The organism is Comamonas koreensis (assembly GCF_021026195.1).
Taxonomy (GTDB): domain Bacteria; phylum Pseudomonadota; class Gammaproteobacteria; order Burkholderiales; family Burkholderiaceae_C; genus Comamonas; species Comamonas koreensis.
This window is the reverse complement of sequence record NZ_JAJNCT010000005.1, coordinates 151,231-166,800: the sequence shown is the minus strand read 5'-3', so window position 1 is coordinate 166,800 and position 15,570 is coordinate 151,231. Positions and strand designations below refer to the sequence as shown.

The 15,570-nt window shown below is 63.5% G+C and carries 15 protein-coding genes; 5 read left to right on the top strand and 10 right to left on the bottom strand.

The window, feature by feature from the left end; all coding sequences use genetic code 11:
* Nucleotides 1-35 precede the first annotated feature (35 nt).
* Genes LPW39_RS02915 through cobW form a run of 3 tightly spaced genes read right to left on the bottom strand, consistent with a single transcriptional unit; the run spans nucleotide 36 to nucleotide 6,015 of the window.
* The gene (locus tag LPW39_RS02915; RefSeq protein WP_230771183.1) at nucleotides 36-1,133 is read right to left on the bottom strand and encodes an ATP-binding protein; all 1,098 of its coding nucleotides are present in this window, start codon (nucleotides 1,131-1,133) and stop codon (nucleotides 36-38) included.
* Nucleotides 1,130-4,939, bottom strand: coding sequence for a cobaltochelatase subunit CobN (gene cobN, locus LPW39_RS02910; protein ID WP_230771182.1), 3,810 nt, complete (start codon nucleotides 4,937-4,939; stop codon nucleotides 1,130-1,132). Before cobN ends, LPW39_RS02915 begins: the two co-directional genes overlap by 4 nt.
* Nucleotides 4,939-6,015 carry a cobalamin biosynthesis protein CobW gene (cobW, locus tag LPW39_RS02905; protein WP_133855651.1) on the bottom strand — a complete coding sequence of 359 codons (1,077 nt, stop codon included), beginning with the start codon at nucleotides 6,013-6,015 and terminating at the stop codon, nucleotides 4,939-4,941. The genes cobN and cobW overlap by 1 nt, the downstream gene beginning before the upstream one ends.
* A 574-nt stretch (nucleotides 6,016-6,589) precedes the next feature.
* On the opposite strand from cobW, the gene LPW39_RS02900 reads away from it, so the two are divergent.
* From LPW39_RS02900 to LPW39_RS02890, 3 genes are all read left to right on the top strand, one after another.
* Nucleotides 6,590-7,108: an O-acetyl-ADP-ribose deacetylase gene (locus tag LPW39_RS02900; protein ID WP_230771180.1), complete on the top strand. Its 519-nt coding sequence runs from the start codon at nucleotides 6,590-6,592 to the stop codon at nucleotides 7,106-7,108.
* A gap of 34 nt (nucleotides 7,109-7,142) precedes the next feature.
* A complete protein-coding gene (locus LPW39_RS02895) occupies nucleotides 7,143-7,541 on the top strand; it encodes a hypothetical protein (protein ID WP_230771179.1) in 399 nt (132 codons plus the stop codon).
* 163 nt (nucleotides 7,542-7,704) lie between these two features.
* Nucleotides 7,705-8,721 (top strand): hypothetical protein, encoded by a 1,017-nt coding sequence (locus LPW39_RS02890; protein ID WP_230771177.1) that lies wholly within the window; start codon nucleotides 7,705-7,707, stop codon nucleotides 8,719-8,721.
* A 26-nt stretch (nucleotides 8,722-8,747) separates the two neighbouring features.
* Here the strand turns inward: LPW39_RS02890 and LPW39_RS02885 are convergent, their stop codons facing one another.
* Complete coding sequence (locus LPW39_RS02885) at nucleotides 8,748-8,900, bottom strand: hypothetical protein (RefSeq protein WP_230771175.1); 153 nt, start codon at nucleotides 8,898-8,900, stop codon at nucleotides 8,748-8,750.
* A 26-nt stretch (nucleotides 8,901-8,926) separates the two neighbouring features.
* Nucleotides 8,927-10,318 carry an aminotransferase-like domain-containing protein gene (locus tag LPW39_RS02880; protein WP_230771173.1) on the bottom strand — a complete coding sequence of 464 codons (1,392 nt, stop codon included), beginning with the start codon at nucleotides 10,316-10,318 and terminating at the stop codon, nucleotides 8,927-8,929.
* Between the two features lie 275 nt (nucleotides 10,319-10,593).
* Here LPW39_RS02880 and LPW39_RS02875 point away from each other — a divergent pair, with 275 nt between their 5' ends.
* Entirely contained in the window at nucleotides 10,594-10,827 is a 234-nt protein-coding gene (locus LPW39_RS02875) for a hypothetical protein (RefSeq protein ID WP_230771172.1), read from the top strand.
* 62 nt (nucleotides 10,828-10,889) lie between these two features.
* On the opposite strand, the gene LPW39_RS02870 is transcribed toward LPW39_RS02875, so the two are convergent.
* The 5 genes from LPW39_RS02870 to LPW39_RS02850 form a co-directional block, all read right to left on the bottom strand.
* On the bottom strand, nucleotides 10,890-11,234 hold the full coding sequence (locus tag LPW39_RS02870) for a DUF2185 domain-containing protein (protein ID WP_230771170.1): 345 nt from the start codon (nucleotides 11,232-11,234) through the stop codon (nucleotides 10,890-10,892).
* A 274-nt stretch (nucleotides 11,235-11,508) separates the two neighbouring features.
* Nucleotides 11,509-11,748, bottom strand: coding sequence for a hypothetical protein (locus LPW39_RS02865; RefSeq protein WP_230771168.1), 240 nt, complete (start codon nucleotides 11,746-11,748; stop codon nucleotides 11,509-11,511).
* Nucleotides 11,749-11,769: 21 nt separating this feature from the next.
* Nucleotides 11,770-12,567, bottom strand: coding sequence for an SDR family NAD(P)-dependent oxidoreductase (locus LPW39_RS02860; RefSeq protein ID WP_230771166.1), 798 nt, complete (start codon nucleotides 12,565-12,567; stop codon nucleotides 11,770-11,772).
* 24 nt (nucleotides 12,568-12,591) lie between these two features.
* Nucleotides 12,592-13,386: a flavin reductase family protein gene (locus LPW39_RS02855; protein WP_230771164.1), complete on the bottom strand. Its 795-nt coding sequence runs from the start codon at nucleotides 13,384-13,386 to the stop codon at nucleotides 12,592-12,594.
* 12 nt (nucleotides 13,387-13,398) lie between these two features.
* Nucleotides 13,399-14,463 (bottom strand): LLM class flavin-dependent oxidoreductase, encoded by a 1,065-nt coding sequence (locus LPW39_RS02850; RefSeq protein WP_230771162.1) that lies wholly within the window; start codon nucleotides 14,461-14,463, stop codon nucleotides 13,399-13,401.
* A gap of 104 nt (nucleotides 14,464-14,567) precedes the next feature.
* Between LPW39_RS02850 and LPW39_RS02845 the strand changes: the two genes are divergently transcribed.
* Nucleotides 14,568-15,491 carry a LysR family transcriptional regulator gene (locus LPW39_RS02845; protein ID WP_230771160.1) on the top strand — a complete coding sequence of 308 codons (924 nt, stop codon included), beginning with the start codon at nucleotides 14,568-14,570 and terminating at the stop codon, nucleotides 15,489-15,491.
* The last annotated feature ends 79 nt before the right edge of the window (nucleotides 15,492-15,570 follow it).

Below are 15,570 nucleotides of genomic sequence, written 5' to 3'. Positions count from 1 at the left end.
CCCCAGCTTGGCCTTGCCGGCCAGGCTGAGGCGCGTCAGGCTTTTTTTGCGATAAAGGGCCGCAGGGCCTTGACGGGCTCGATACCAGTGTGGCGCGGCGCGGCCATGCCGCCCCAGCCATCGGGCTGGCTGTGGTTGGCGTTTGCGTTGTTGCTGGGGGTGTCGGCCTTGCTGGCTTGTGCCTGGTTGGACTGTTGCCGCTGCGGCTGCTGCTGTTGGCCTTGTTGATCGTTGGGATCGTGGGCCTGGCCACTGGGTGATGGCGGCTGCGCCGCATCGGCACTGCGACGGTGGGCCAGCGCCAACTCCGCCACGGCCTGCATATCGGCCAGGCTCACCTCGGCATGGCCCGCCAGCGCTGCCTGGGCGCGGGCGGCGCGCAGCATCACCAGGTCGGCGCGCACGCCTTCGGCACCGGATTGCTGGCACAGCTGCGCAACGGCATCAAACACGGCATCGGGCCAGACGACGCTGGCCAACTGCTGCCGTGCGGCGGCAATCTGCGCGCGCAGTTGGGCTTGTGCCTTCGCTTGCTGAGCACAGAACTGGGCGGGGTCTGCGTCAAAGGCCATGCGGGCGCGCACGATGCGTTTGCGCGTCTTGACATCGGGCACATTGGGCAGGCGTACAAACAGGCCAAAGCGGTCGAGCAGCTGCGGGCGCAGTTGGCCTTCTTCGGGGTTCATCGTGCCGATCAGTGCAATGCGCGCGGCATGCTGGTGCGATACGCCATCGCGCTCGATGCGGTTGGTGCCGCTGGCGCTGACATCGAGCAGCAAGTCCACCAGGCCATCGGGCAGCAGGTTGACCTCGTCCACATACAGGATGCCCTGGTGCGCCTGGGCCAGCAGGCCGGGGCGGAACTGCACGGCTGAGGACTGCAGCGCAGCTTCCAGATCCAGCGCGCCTTGCAGTTGCTCCTCGGTCGTGCCCAGGGGCAGGTTCACAAAATGGCCGCTGGGCAGTAGCTCGGCCAGCGCGCGGGCGCTGGTGGATTTGGCGGTGCCGCGTGGGCCTTCCACCAGCACGCCGCCCAGTTGCGGATCGACCGCCAGCAGCAGCAAGGCCTGCTGCAGCGCGGACTGGCCCTCAATGGCGCTGAAGGGAAAATGCAGATCGTTGGGGGCGCTCATCGCATCTCCAGCAGGTGTTCGGTGTCGAGCAAATGGGTCTCCAGCAATTGGGGGTAGTCGCCGGGCTCTTGCCACAGGCCGCGCTGTATGGCTTCGAGCAGGCGCTCGCACATGCCGTGGAAGGCCTGCGGATTGTGCTGCTGCATAAAGGCGCGCGTGGTGTCATCGGCGACAAAGGCATCGGTCACGCGGGCGTATTGGTCATCGCGCACCACGCGGGCGGTGGCATCAAAGGCGAAGAGGTAGTCCACCGTTGCGGCAATCTCGAACGCGCCCTTGTAGCCATGGCGCTGCACGCCTTCGATCCACTTGGGATTGGTGGCACGCGAGCGCACCACGCGGCTGATCTCTTCTTGCAAGCTGCGCATGCGTGGCGAATCGGGGTTGCTGTTGTCGCCAAAGTACATGGCCGGCTGTTGGCCGCTGTAGTGGCGCACGGCAGCGGCCATGCCGCCCTGGAACTGGTAGTAGTCGCCGGAGTCGAGCACATCGTGCTCGCGGTTGTCCTGGTTGTGCAGCACCAGCTGCATCTCGGACAGGCGGCGCACAAAGGTCTCGGGCACCTGGCTGCCTTCGTCGTGCTGGCCGTAGGCATAGGCGCCCCAGTTGCGGTAGGCGGTGGCCAGATCTTCGTCGCTTTGCCACTGGCCGCTGTCGATCAGGCCCTGCAGGCCAGCGCCGTAGCTGCCGGGCTTGGCGCCAAACACGCGCAGGCCCGCCTGGTGGCGCGCCTCCTTGGCATCCAGCCCCTGCTGCTGCAGCTGCGCGGCCTCGGCCAACACGCGGGTGCGGATCGGGTTTTGCGCGGCGTCTTCGTCCTCTAGTGCCGCCACTTTTTGCACGGCGGCATCAAACAGGCGGATCACATTGCTGAACGCATCCCGGAAAAAGCCCGAGACGCGCAGCGTCACATCCACCCGGGGACGGCCCAGTACATGCAGCGGCAGTACCTCAAAATCGCTGACCCGCCAGCTGCCATCGGCCCAGGTGGGGCGCACGCCCATCAGCGCAAAGGCTTGCGAGATATCGTCGCCGCCGGTGCGCATGGTGGCCGTGCCCCACACAGACAGGCCAATGGTGACGGGGTATTCGCCATGCTCCTGGGTGTAGCGCTCGACCAGCAGTTGCGCAGATTTGAAGCCCATGCCCCAGCTGGTTTGCGTGGGGATAGCCCGGGTATCGACCGAGAAGAAATTGCGGCCGGTGGGCAGTACATCGGGCCGGCCGCGCGTGGGCGCGCCGCTGGGGCCCGCTGGCACAAAGCGCCCCGCCAGGCCGCGCAGCAGTTGCTGCAGCTCTTGCGGGCCACAGGCGGCCAGGCGCGGGCGCAGATCCTGCTGCACCCGGCGCAGCACGGCCTGGGTGTGGCCGTCGGCCAGTGCGGGCGGCAGGGCGGCGTCGGGGGCCAGGATCTGCAATGCCAGCAGCTCCAGACGCTCGCGCGTGTCGCCGTGGTGGCGCCAGGGCTGGTCGTGCAGGTGTTGAAGGTCTTGAAGCAGGGCGGGGCGCGGGCCGGACCAGGCTGCGGCCCAGTCGGCATCGAGCGGGTCAAAGTCCAGGCCCAGGTCGCGGGCCAGTGCGCGCACCAGGCTTTGGTTCGCGCCCTTGCCACCACCGACGGGGTGGCGCGCCAAGGCGAGCAGGGTGTCGGTCTCCAGCCGGCCGGCGGGCGAGACGCCGAAGATATGCAGGCCGTCGCGGATCTGGCTTTCCTTGAGCTCGCAGAGGTAGGCATCGGTGCGGTTGAGCAGTTGCTGCTCTTCCTCTTCGCTGCCGGGGGCCTGCAGGCCCAGATCCTGGTGCAGGTCGTGCTGCACGATGTGGGCCAAGATCTGCTTGCGCAGGATTTGCGCGCGCTTGTGGTCCAGGGTGGCGGCCTCGTAGTACTCGTCCACCATGCGTTCCAGATCGCGCGTGGGCCCATAGCTCTCGGCGCGGGTGAGCGGGGGCATCAGGTGGTCAATGATCACGGCCTGGGCGCGGCGCTTGGCCTGCGTGCCTTCGCCAGGGTCATTGACGATAAAGGGGTAGAGGTGGGGCAGGGGGCCCAGCACCAGATCGGGCCAGCAGTTGGCCGACAGCGCGACGCTCTTGCCGGGCAGCCATTCGAGGTTGCCGTGCTTGCCCACATGCACCATCGCATCGGCCTGCCATTGGCTGCGCAGCCAGTGGTAGAAGGCCAGGTAGTAGTGCGGCGGCACCAAATCCGGGTCGTGGTAGGCGGCCAGCGCATCGAGCTGGTAGCCGCGTGCCGGCTGCACGCCGACAAAGATCTGGCCCAAGCGCAGACCGGACACCATGAAGCGGCCCTCACGCAGCATCGGGTCTTGTGCGGGCGCGCCCCAGCGCTCGGTGATGGCCTGCTGGTTGGCCGCTGGCAGGGTGCCAAAGTACTGCAGGTAGTCGTCCAGGCTCAGGCTTTGCCAGGCGGCGCGCGTGGCCCAGGAATCGGGCGCATTGGTGATGCCTTGCTGCAGCAAGTCCATCAGCGCCTGGCTGTCGGCGGGCATGGCATCGACGGCATAGCCATCGGCCGCCAGCGCGCGCAGGATTTCTATGACCGACGCTGGTGTATCCAGCCCCACGCCATTGCCGATGCGGCCTTCGCTGCTGGGGTAGTTGGCCAGCACCAGGGCCAGGCGCTTGTCCGCGTTGGGCTTGCGGCGCAGCTGGCACCAGCGCTGGGCCAGCGCCACGACAAAGCCCATGCGCTCGGGGTGGGCCTGGTACTGCACCACATCAGATTGGGTCAGATCACTGCGGTGCGACAGGCCCTTGAAGCTGATCGCCCGCGTGATGATGCGGCCATCCACCTCGGGCATGGCCACATGCATGGCAATATCGCGTGGCTGCAGGCCATGGGTGCTGTCCAGCCAGGTTTGCTCGTTGCTGCCCGACAGGATCAGCTGCAGCACGGGAATATCGCCCGCTAGTGCATGGTCGCCAGGCGTATCGAGCGAGGCCTGCGAGAAGGCGGTGGTGTTGAGGATCAGTGCGACCTCTTCGCTGGCACACAGCGCCTGCAAGGCCGCCAGGCAACCGGCATCCTTGAGCGATTGCAGGGCCAATGGCAGCGGGTTCATGCCTTTGGCAAGCAAGGTCTGGCACAGGTCGGCAAACACCTGGGTGTTGCCCGACTGCAGATGCGCCTTGTAGAACAGCAGCATGACCACCGGCGCGCCGGGCTGCCACTGCAGCGGGCCCGGCTGCTGCCAGGTGGCGACCGTGGCCTCATCACTGCTGGGGTGGTACACAGCCACCGCTGGCAGAGGGCGCGGCGGCAGCGCCGCATGCGGGCCACCCAGCAGGCCGTGCCAGACAAAACGGAACAGCTCGCGCGCATTGGCCAGGCCGCCTTCGCGCAGATAGCGCCACAAGGTGCGGCAGTCTTGCTGCGGCACCGTGCTTTTTTGCAGCAGGTTCAAATCCTCGCTGCTGTCGCCCGAGAACATGGCCAGCGCAATCTTGTGGGCGCGGCACAGCGACATGACCCGCTCGGTGCCATAGGGCCAGTAGCTCTCGCCGCCCAGGTGGTCGATGATGATGAGCTTGGCATGCTGCAGCACCTCATCGGCATACAGATCGACCGATGCGGGCTGGCGCAGGTACATCAGATTGGCCAGCCGCACGCTGGGCAGTTGCTCGCCATCCATGCCGGCCCGCAGCTGCTCGTAGGCTTGTGCGAGCAGGGCCAGGGTGGTGTCTGCAGCGCTCAGGACCACGATGTCGGCCGGGCTTTGCCCCAGGCTGGAGACAAAGGCCTCGTCGTCGACAAAACCACCGGGCTGGACCGCGAGCAAATGCATCAGAGCGCTCCGACCGGGCTGGCGGCGAGCTGGGCGCGGATGGCGGCCTCGTCCAGGTCATGGCCGATGAAGACCAGGTGGGTTCCGCGCTTTTCATCGGCGCGCCATGGGCGGTCAAAGTAGCTGTCAAAGCGCTTGCCCACGCCATGCACCACCAGGCGCATGGGCTTGCCGGGCAGGGCCACAAAGCCCTTGATGCGGTAGACGGTCTGCTGCGCGACCACATCGGCCAACTGGGCCAGCAGTGCTTCGCGGTCCACCTCGCCCAGCTGCACGACAACGGAGTCGAAATCATCATGGTCGTGCTCGTCATGCACATGGCCGGCTTCGTGCTCGTGGTGGCCCTTGCGCGATTCGATGCTTTCCTCGGACGCGCTGGACAGGCCCAGCACCACATCCAGATCGATGCGGCCATGGTCGGCGGCAACAATCTTGACGGCGGGCGGAATGTCTTCGCGCACCAGGGCCTCGACGGCTGCGCGGTCGGCGGCGCTGGCCTGGTCGAGCTTGCTCAGCACCACCAGGTCGGCGGAGATGAGCTGGTCTTCAAACAGCTCGTGCAGTGGCGATTCGTGGTCGAGGTTCGGGTCCTGCTTGCGCTGCAGATCGACCGCTGCGGGGTTGGCGGCAAACTGGCCGGCTGCGGCGGCGGGCACATCGACGACGGTGATCACTGCATCGACCGTGCAAGCATTCTTGATCTCGGGCCAGTTGAAGGCCTGCACCAGGGGCTTGGGCAGGGCCAGGCCGCTGGTCTCGATGAGGATGTGGTCGATATCGCCACGGCGCTCGATGAGCTTGCGCATCACCGGGTAGAACTCTTCCTGCACGGTGCAGCACATGCAGCCATTGGCCAGTTCATAGAGCTGGCCGGCTTGTTCAACGCCGTCGTCATCGCAGCCAATGCCGCAGCCGCGCAGAATCTCGCCATCAATGCCCAGCTCGCCAAACTCATTGACGATCACCGCAATGCGGCGGCCGTTGGCGTTGGACAGGATGTGGCGCAGCAAGGTGGTTTTGCCGCTGCCCAGAAAGCCGGTGACGATGGTGGCTGGGATCTTCTGGCTGGTGCTCATGGGGGTGTCTCCAAATAAAAAGGGGCGGGGCCGCAAGGCGCGTTGCGCTCGGCAGTCTGGAACAAACGGGGGGATGCGCGAACGGCCTAGCGGCCGCAGGCCTGGGCCAGCGGCAAGGCTGAGCCTGTGCGCCAAAGAGCAGGGTGGAAGGGCAGCGCCAAGCGGCGGCTGGGAGCAGGTGTCTGCATGGGAACTCCAGGAAAAGCGCGTCCTAGGCAAACCAGCGGGCGGATGCCGGTGGGAGCTGGTTCGGGGGTGGCTTGGCACAAAGGTCTGACTTGGCAGCGCAGGGAGCGGGGTGAGCCCTGGGCCTGCGGCAGCGATACAGTGGCGCGACCGTGCCGGATTGTCACCGGCTTCTTTGCGAACAAGTGCGGGCCATTCTACTGCGTATAGGGAGCGGACAGCGGCCGCCAGCATGGTGGCGGGCATGGCTTCTCGCTGATCTGGGACACGGGCTGGCACGAAGCGCCAGCCTGCCCTCGCCTATTGCTATAAAGGAGGCTTGTCCTGTTGCAAGGCCTCCTGTGCTTTGCCAGGCCATTGCTTGTTTCCACCATTGAGCTGCCAGCCCATGTCCACACGTCTGCACGCCGTCCAATCCGATATCACCCAGCTCCATGTGGGAGCGATTGTGAACGCCGCCAACTCATCGCTGCTGGGCGGTGGCGGGGTGGATGGCGCCATCCACCGGGCCGCAGGCCCGGACCTGGTGCACGAATGCCGGCTGCTGGGTGGCTGCAAAACGGGGGATGCCAAGCTGACCCTGGCCTACCGGCTGCATGCGGACTACATCATTCACACGGTGGGGCCCGTGTGGCGTGGCGGGGACCACGGCGAGCCCGAGCTGCTGGCTGCTTGCTACCGCCGTTGTATGGCGCTGGCAGAGGAGAAGCGGGTGCGCTCCATCGCTTTTCCAAGCATCAGCACGGGCATCTATGGCTATCCCTTGGCGCTGGCTGCACAAGTGGCAGTGCGTACGGTTCGGGAAAGCCTGTCGCCGCACACCTCCATCGAGGAGGTGGTCTTTTGCTGCTTCTCGCCAGCGGATCTGCTGCAGTATGAAGCGGTCTTGAATGCGCCCACGGCCTGAGACACTGACCAGTCTGCTCCAACTGCTTGAACCCATGACCAAAAATCGCTACCGCCTGCTTGTCGTCATCGCCCTCATCCTGCTGTACCTCTCCCTCAAGATCGACCCCGCTTTCGATCTGATCCCTTACCCGTATCAGATGCGGCTGCCAAAGCCGCTGGAGGGCGAGATGACCGTGTTGCTGTGCTTTATCGTGCTGGGCTGGGTGGCGGGCTTGTATGGATGCATGTTCTTTCGCCCCTGGGCACCATCGCTCAACCTGGTGACAGCGGCATGCGGCCTGCTTTTTATTGCCGGCAATAACATGCTGTCCATCGAGTCATCGTGGGCGCAGGTGCTGGACTTTCTGGCCAATGCCTCTGCAGGCTTGGTGCTGATGCTGCCTTACTTCAACGACAAGGTCAGAAAGATGTTTTGGCCGGAGCCGGATTGATGCCGAGGCGCGCACCGAATCCCTGCGGGATGCCATGCATGGTGCAAAGGGCTTCTTTGCAACACACCCAGGGGTGGAGCTGCATCAGCGCGCTGAAATGGCATAAACGCCGCTACCGACCCCGATAAAGCCCCACCCAAACAAGATAGAAGGCAACGTTCCCGTGGCATCTCAACAAGAAAGCAGCGATCGCGTCTTAAAGGCCGTCGCCGCGTTTGTCTCCTCCCTGTATTCAGGACGCAGCGTCTGTCCTGATATGTCGTCGCTGATCCAAGCGACCTCGTCACTGCGATTGTCAAGTTTTGACGACTGGGAGCAACTGGTCAGATCTGGCATTGATTGGGCCGAAAACAAGCACAAGCCCCCAAAGTGGCGCTTCTGGGCCGCACCAACGCCGTTCCCTACCTGGATTGACCTGTGCAGCTGGGATGGTTACAAGCGCGAGCGAACGCTGCGAGCATTGGCAGGAGCCGCTCCAAACGCCTTCTTCCTGGCGCTGGCGGCGCGGCGGCTCAATGATTGGGTGCCAGAGGTGCGTGCAGCCGCACGCGAGACATTGCCATCCATCGCAGCAGCATCTGACCCTGCCGAAGTGGCGTCCATGCTATGTGCCGTCCTTCCTCACTGGAACTCCTGGGGCCGCATGGAGGCGCATGACAAACAAGTCCTTTTGGAGATCTCATCCACCGAGGCTGTTGTATGCGCACTCACCGAGCAAATCATTTCCACGCCAGCGGGGCCGATGGCTGAAATCCTGGCGCAAGTGGGGCGAAGTCCGGCTTTGGATGCAAGCCTGCAGGACATTGCCAGCCAGGCTGTGCAGCCAGCCGTGAGAGCCAAAGCCTACCGCGCGATGCTCGACGGCAAGATGGTGTGGTTGGAAGGCAGAGTGTGGGAATGTACAGATAGAAGTCGCTTCACAGGTTATCGCCGTGCGGTTCACGGCCATCGATCGTTGTCCGGCACTGTCCCCAGCGCTGAGCTATTGAAAGCTGCCATTGCTGATCCATCCAATGTCGTTCGCAGGGTGGTAGGCGATGTGCTGATACGAGAAACCGAGCCGTTGGATGGCCTGGCCTTGGAGCTGGCCATCCGACTTGCCGCGGACAAACACCCATCGCTTTCTGCCAGAGGGCAGTTTTTGCTGGAGAACTTGACGAAGCCAAAGCCAGATGCATGAATGGCGGCGGCTGATGCCTGTGTGGCTTATGGCTGGGCAAATGGGTGGGAGGCGAATTGCTCGGTTTGCTCCAGCAGTTCACTGACCGCAAGCAGCTGGGGGGGCGTACAAGAAAAGGCCCAGAAGGCTTCAACGTAGTGTTGAAACATGGCGTCGTTTTTTTCGTCTGGCGTGGGCATGGCTTGGTCTTTGGATAAAGCGGTCGTCAAACCACCGCCGTGCTGAACGCATCCGGCCGCCGTGCCAGCAGCTGCGACAGGCGCTGCAGCCCGGCCTGCAAGCGGCTGCGGTCTTTGATGCTGCCCAGGGAGATGCGAATGGCATTGACGGTGCTGGCATCAGCGAGGTTGCTGGCGAAGGCTTCTGCTGGCGTGACGGCAATGCCCTCGCTGTCGGCAGCGCGTGCCAGTTGGTGGGGGCTCCAGTAGCCCGGCAGTTCCAGCCAGACATGCAGGCCATCGCCCGCGCCACTGTAGCGGCCGGCCAGCAGATCGCGCGCCATGCGGTGGCGCAGTCGCGCCTCTTTGCGCACGCCCTCCATCAAGCTATAGGCCGAGCCGCCCAATATCCACTGCGTGGCCAGCGCGGCCGAGAGCGGCGAGACCATCAGCGCAAAGGAGCGCAAGGCGGCCTGAAAGCGCTCGCGCAAGACAGGATCGCGCACCAATACAAAGGCCACGCGCAGGCCGGGCGTCAGGCATTTGGACAGGGTGGAGATATAGAGCACCTGCTCTGGCGCTAGGCTGGCCAGTGGCGGCGGGGGCGCTTCGGCCAGCAGCCAGTAAGGATCATCTTCGACGATGCGGACATGGTGGCGCTGGGCCATGCGAAGCAGCGCCTGGCGCCGGTCCAGCGGCATCGTGGTGGCGGTCGGGTTCTGCAAGGTCGGATTGAGGTAGAGCAGCGCCGGCTGGTGCTGGCGGCAGGCCTGCTCCAGGCTGTCGGGCCGCATGCCATGCTGGTCGGCAGGCACGGCGATGAGCTGCCGGCCCAACTGCGTGGCAGCCGACCGCAGGCCGGGGTAGCCCATCGGCTCGGCCAGGATCACATCGCCGGGCTCGGTCAGCGCCAGGATGGATGCGGCAATGGCCGCCTGCGCGCCCGGGCAGACGACCAACTGCTCGGCATCAACCGGCCCAAACATCGGCTTGAGCCATTGGGCGCCGGCTTGCCGATCCACATCGCTGCCGCCGCCCAGGTGGTAGGTCATTAGCAGGGCAGCATCCGCCCCCATCAAGACCTGCGACAGGCCTTGCTTCAACAGATCGTCAAAGTCCAGCCCTGCCGGCGGCGGCGGGGTGTTCATGCTCAGGTCGAGCACCGCCGTCAGCTCCACCTTGGGTGCCGCAACATAGGTGCCCCGTGCGCCGCGCCCTTCCAGCAGGTTGCGGCGCCTGGCCTCGTCGTAAGCACGGGTGATGGTTGTCAGGTCCACATCCAGCAGGGCTGCCAGGTGGCGCTGCGGCGGCAGCCGGTCCCCGGGTTTCAGCAGGCCATCGGCCACGGCGCCCTGCAAGGCATCGGCAATCTGCAAAAAGCGCGGCCCGCCACGCGCAGCCAATCGCGGCAGCCAGCGGAGGGTGTCGTCTTCTTGCATGGTTTTGCTCTGCGAATGTATGGATGGGTTCAGCGATCCTCTGCAAAACGCACTGCCCCGGTCTGAACGCGGTCTCGGAGATCCGCTCCATCCCGTTGGGCGAGGGTACTGCAAACGGTCCCTGGGACAATTTGTCCGCATGTATGGAAATTGCTTTTGCGTAATATGCACCAGAACGTGCAGCGGCCCATGCTGGTATGGCAATCGCTGGCGTGGTGGCCTCTTGCTTCGCAGAGGCCCGGACAGTGCCAAGTCATTGGCTGGAAATTCGCAAAATGATCGATTGGATCCCCGTAGTCTTCGTCATCTTCAAGCTGGGCATGTTCAGCACCTGCATGTTCTTTGCCATCAAGTGGCATTACGACCAGGGCAAAAAAGGCGGCAACCCGCGCGCCGTGCTGCGCGCAGGCGGCAAGGTGGCAGCTATTTTTATGCTGGCGCTGCTGCTGCTGGGGCTGCTGACTTTTGGCCTGATGCGGATGCTGGGACTGGATCTGATGTTCCCCTGACCGCCCAGTCGCCGCACTCAAAGGCGGGTCAGCACCATCGAATGGAGCGGAATGTTTTGCGCTTAGCCGCCATAGGGGACTTTGACCAACTGCCCCGCCGCATTCCGTTCAAACGCTGAACGTGGAGGCGCATCCAGGAACTCGATGATGTCGGGTGAGTAGTTGGCGATGGTGTTGACGTCATAGACCTGGTGGTTAGTGCGTTCACTCATGTAGGCCTGGTTCTCATCGCCTGCGGTAAAGCGCCAGCCGCTATCACCTGGGCGGGTGGTTTCTTGACGCTCCATATAGCCAACAGGCCGGCCATCGACGGTGATTCTGTCGGTGGCAATGCAGCCTCCCCTCCCGGTAGCCAGTGGTTTGATTTGCTCAGCGGACAGCGCGAATTTCTTTTGAGGGGCATTCATAGTCGATATTTCCAGGTGCAGGGTTGGCTGGGCTGTGGGCAGGTTGCCCGCAAGCGAATAGCGATGGCTGGCTGCATGGCGGCCAAGCTTTGGCTGGGCTCAAGCGTAATGCACTTTGGACTTTTAGCTATAAATCCAGATCGGGATGGCTGTGCTTGCGGTACCTGCGCTTTAATCGGATGCGCGCAGCGCGTTTAGCATCCGCTCCGTCAGTTGGCGCACTTGGCGGTGCGTGCGCCAAGCCGGCTGCAGCCGGCCTGGGTAGGATGCCCCATCAAGCCCCATTGCCTTTCAGCAACTCCACGGAAACGATGCTGATCCTGTAGGCGGAAAGCCCAGGTGCATAGGCCGCGACGGTATAGGAGAATTCATCCGCCAAGGCCTCTCCGTTGGCGTGGTAGTCATTGATTGCGATGAGGTGCAGCGTGTCACCCGACCAATGCAGGTCTACGATGGAATGCCAGCTGCGTTCCTTGCATTCGGTACCGATATCTTGAACAGCGTCTGACTCCACACTGCGACTACCAGCGGCACCTCACTCCCCCTGCCCATAAGCCCGAGGAATATGCGTCATCAGCGAATGGCTGAAGCCGCCATCGACCACCAGATCGGCGCCATGGATATAGCTGGCCCGGGGGCTGGCGAGGAAGACCACCGCCTGGGCAAGTTCGTCGATCTGGCCGATGCGGCGCAGCGGCACCACCTGCTCGCGGCGGGCGCGGTCGTCGGGGTTGCGGTAGAAGCGCTCGCTCAGCGGGGTCACAAACAGGCCGGGGCTGACGGTGTTGCAGCGGATGCCGGCGGGGCCCCATTCCAGGCACATTTGCGCAGTCAGCATGCGGATACCTGCTTTGCTCATGCTGTAGCCGCCGCTCAGCGGCTGGGCGTTCTGGGCGGAGATCGAGGCGATGTTGACGATGGCGCGCGGCAGGCTGGCGTCGGAATGGCGGTAGAAGGCCTGGCCCATGCGCAGGTAGCCGCCCAGGTTGATCTGCAGCTGGCGCTCCCACACGGCAGGGTCCAGCTCGGCCAGCGGCGCGGCGCTGGTGATGGCGGCGTTGTTGACCAGCACGCTGGGGCCGGCGCCCCAGTGCTGTTGAAGTGTTTGAAAGGCGGCCTCGACGGCCGCGGGCGATGAGACATCGGCGCGGATGGGCAGCAGGCGCAGGGCATCGGCATGGGTGGCGGCGAGCTGTGCCAGCGCATCGCTGTCGTGGTCGAGCACGGCCACGCGGCAGCCGCTGGTCAGCAGCGCTTGCACAATACCCGCGCCGAGGCCTTTGGCGCCGCCGGTCACTATGCAGATGCGTTGGTCCAATTGCAACCAGTCCATGTCGTGGGCCTTTCTGGTCTGCAATCAGGCGGCCAAGGGCACCAGCTTGTGGGTGCTGGCGTTGAAGTTGACCACCGGGCTGGCGCTGTTGCAAGAGGACTTACGGATCTTGCCGACCACCAGCTTGTGTGTGCCCAGGGTGTGGGTGCAGACGATGTCGCATTCCATGCTGGCCAGCGCATCGCTCAGCACGGGCAACTGGTGCTCGCTGCTGTGCCAGCGGCCTTCCTTGAAGCGGGCCTCGCCCTGCGGTTGGCTCAGAAAGCTGGCGATGATCTGGCTGTGTTCCTCACCCAGCACATTGGCCACAAACTTGCCGGTTTGCAGCAAGGTGTCGCCCATTGACGAGGCGCTGTGCGCAAAGAAGCCGACCATGGGCGGCTCGGCAGAGATGGAGGTGAGGCTGGAGACGATCATGCCGGCGACATCCTTGCCCTGGCCGGTGGTCACGGCGCTGATGCCGGCGGGCAGCGCGCGCATCGCGGCCTTGAAGTCGGCGACCGAGACGACCTGGTCTTCCGCCGCCAAGGTGATATGCGCGCGCACCTGGCCTTGGCCGTTGACCCAGCCGTGCTGCTGCGCATAGGCCAGCATGGCGGTAAAGCCCGTGTCCCATTCGCTGTCTGCGGCCTGGCAGGCCAGAAAGCGCAGCACCTGGGGGAAGAGCCAGACATGGCTGTCGCCGTCACGCGTGCCGATGCGGGTCAGGGCCTGCGCGAGCTGGGGCTCGGGCTGGGGTTCGATCAGCACATCGAGTGCCCGAAAATTGTGGGCATCCATCAGGCTGATGGAGCCGCAGTTGCTGAGGTGAACGCGCATGGCCCTGTCTCCTTAAGCCAGCGCTACGGCCTGGCCCACTTCTTTTTTCACGGCGGGAATGATCTTGTCGCCCCACAGCTCGATCTGCTTGAGCATGGTCTTCTGGTCGAAGTCGCCCAGCTGGGTTTGCAGCGCGATGTGCTTGGGCTTGAGGATGCTGATCTCTTCGAGCAGCTTGTCGATCACTTCGTTGACCGAGCCGACTGGCAGGTTCTTGCGCAGCTGCTCGAAGGTCGGGTCGGTGTCGGTCGGCACTTCCTTGACCATGTAGCCGTCTTCCGACTGGGCGCGGCGGAACTTGAGGCTCTCCGAGATGCGGCGCTGAAAGCGGGCGCAGTCCAGGTAGGCGTTGATCTCCGATGCATTGTCCGAGGCATAGCCACAGCGCAGAAAGCCGAACTTCACATCGTTGTCCAGGTCCTTGCCTTCGGCCGTCGCAATGTTTTCCAGCTTGGTGCGAAGGCCGGCAATGGCCTCGTTGCCGTTGAGCAGGGCGGTGACAAACAGGTTGTGGCCTTCGCGCACGCCCCGGCCCAGGGTGACCGGGTTGCCCGAGGTGACCCACAGCGGGGGCATCGGGTCTTGCACGCAGCGCACGGCGATGGAGCTGGGGGGGATATTCAGGAACTCACCCTGGTATTCAAATATTTTTTGCGTGAGGGCCTTGGGAATAATGTCGAGAAACTCATTGAAGATCGCGCCGGAATTGGCGATCTCGACGCCAAAGCGCTCAAATTCAAACTGCTGGTAGCCCGAGCCCACGCCCAGTTCGAGTCGCCCATTGGACACGGTGTCGACAAAGCCGACCTCGGCCAGGAAGCGGGCCGGGTGGTAGAGTGGCAAAATACACACTGCCGTGCCCAGGCGAATGGTTTTGGTTTTCGCTGCAGCATGGGCCACGGTCATTAATGGCGATGGCGACAGCGAATAATTATTGAAATGGTGTTCGGCATACCAGGCGGTATTGAAACCCGCTTGTTCTGCCACCACGGTTTGTTCGATGGAGTTGTTGATAACGTCCTGTGAGCGCTGGTGGTAGCCGCGCTGCTGCGCCAGAATGAATACGCCAAATTCCATGATGTCTCCTTGATGATGGGCAATATGGAATCATTCTAGGGGTGGGGTCAGGAGATCTGTATGCGTGAAATTCGAGATTCAGTACTGCGCAATCTGGAGGAATCATGGACCGTCTGAGAGCGATGGAGCTGTTCCTGTCGGTGTCGCAGACCCGCAGTTTTTCTGAGACGGCGCGGCTGTTTGGCATCTCGGCCACCGCCGTGTCGAGAATGATCACCGAGTTTGAAGACGGGCTGCAGGTCAAGCTCTTGCTGCGCTCCACGCGCCAGGTGTCGCTGACCGAATCGGGCCAGGAGTACGCGGCCCAGTTGGAAGGCATTCTCTGGACCATCAACCAGGCGCACACCCGCATCACCGCCATCAGCTCCGCCCCGCAAGGGCGCCTGCGCGTGCATGCACGCACCATGTTCGGCCAGCGCGTGCTCCCCGGCCTGATCGCCCGCTTCCGCCAGGCCCACCCGGAGATCCTGGTGGAGCTGCTGCTGTCCGAGACCAAGGTCGACCTGGTCAAGAACAATATTGATATTGATTTCAGAATATCGCCGCCGGTCGAGGCGGGGGTCAAACGGCGCATGCTTTTTCACAGCCAGCGCTATTTGGTGGCATCACCGGCTTATGTCGATAAAATGCCGCCCATCCATCAACCCGCTGATTTACTGCAGGCCCAATGTCTGGCCTATTATTTGCCCGGTAAAGACCATATATGGCATTTCAAGAATGATGCCGGGGTGGAAGATATCCGATTCTCGCCCCGGCATTTGACCAATAATGGCATTGCCTTGTTGGAATTGGCCAAATTGGGCGAAGGTATTGCGCTGTTGGATGATTACACCGTCTACCCGGATTTGGCGGCGGGCCATCTCGTGCGGCTTTTGCCGGATTATGTGGTGAGCAATACCACCTTTGAAGAGGGCATGTTCGCGACGATTGTGGATTCAGCGATTATCCCGGCCAAGGTCAAGCTGTTTCTGGATTTTGTCGCCAGCCAGGTGGCGGGGGAAGCGCAGCGCTTTGCGCTGCCCAAGTGACTGGTCGCTTTAATCGATCAGGATGCGCGCCCTGGGCTTGGCCAGCCCCCGGTAGCCCAGGCCGGTGATGCGCAGAATG

Bases quoted from the DNA above. Each gene is read 5' to 3' on its own strand.
- LPW39_RS02875 (WP_230771172.1), top strand. From the start codon at position 10,594: ATGATCGATTGGATCCCCGTAGTCTTCGTCATCTTCAAGCTGGGCATG.
- LPW39_RS02880 (WP_230771173.1), bottom strand. From the start codon at position 10,318: ATGCAAGAAGACGACACCCTCCGCTGGCTGCCGCGATTGGCTGCGCGT.
- LPW39_RS02895 (WP_230771179.1), top strand. From the start codon at position 7,143: ATGACCAAAAATCGCTACCGCCTGCTTGTCGTCATCGCCCTCATCCTG.
- LPW39_RS02860 (WP_230771166.1), bottom strand. From the start codon at position 12,567: ATGGACTGGTTGCAATTGGACCAACGCATCTGCATAGTGACCGGCGGC.
- LPW39_RS02900 (WP_230771180.1), top strand. From the start codon at position 6,590: ATGTCCACACGTCTGCACGCCGTCCAATCCGATATCACCCAGCTCCAT.
- cobN (WP_230771182.1), bottom strand. From the start codon at position 4,939: ATGCATTTGCTCGCGGTCCAGCCCGGTGGTTTTGTCGACGACGAGGCC.
- LPW39_RS02885 (WP_230771175.1), bottom strand. From the start codon at position 8,900: ATGCCCACGCCAGACGAAAAAAACGACGCCATGTTTCAACACTACGTT.
- LPW39_RS02870 (WP_230771170.1), bottom strand. From the start codon at position 11,234: ATGAATGCCCCTCAAAAGAAATTCGCGCTGTCCGCTGAGCAAATCAAA.
- LPW39_RS02915 (WP_230771183.1), bottom strand. From the start codon at position 1,133: ATGAGCGCCCCCAACGATCTGCATTTTCCCTTCAGCGCCATTGAGGGC.
- LPW39_RS02845 (WP_230771160.1), top strand. From the start codon at position 14,568: ATGGACCGTCTGAGAGCGATGGAGCTGTTCCTGTCGGTGTCGCAGACC.
- cobW (WP_133855651.1), bottom strand. From the start codon at position 6,015: ATGAGCACCAGCCAGAAGATCCCAGCCACCATCGTCACCGGCTTTCTG.
- LPW39_RS02850 (WP_230771162.1), bottom strand. From the start codon at position 14,463: ATGGAATTTGGCGTATTCATTCTGGCGCAGCAGCGCGGCTACCACCAG.
- LPW39_RS02855 (WP_230771164.1), bottom strand. From the start codon at position 13,386: ATGCGCGTTCACCTCAGCAACTGCGGCTCCATCAGCCTGATGGATGCC.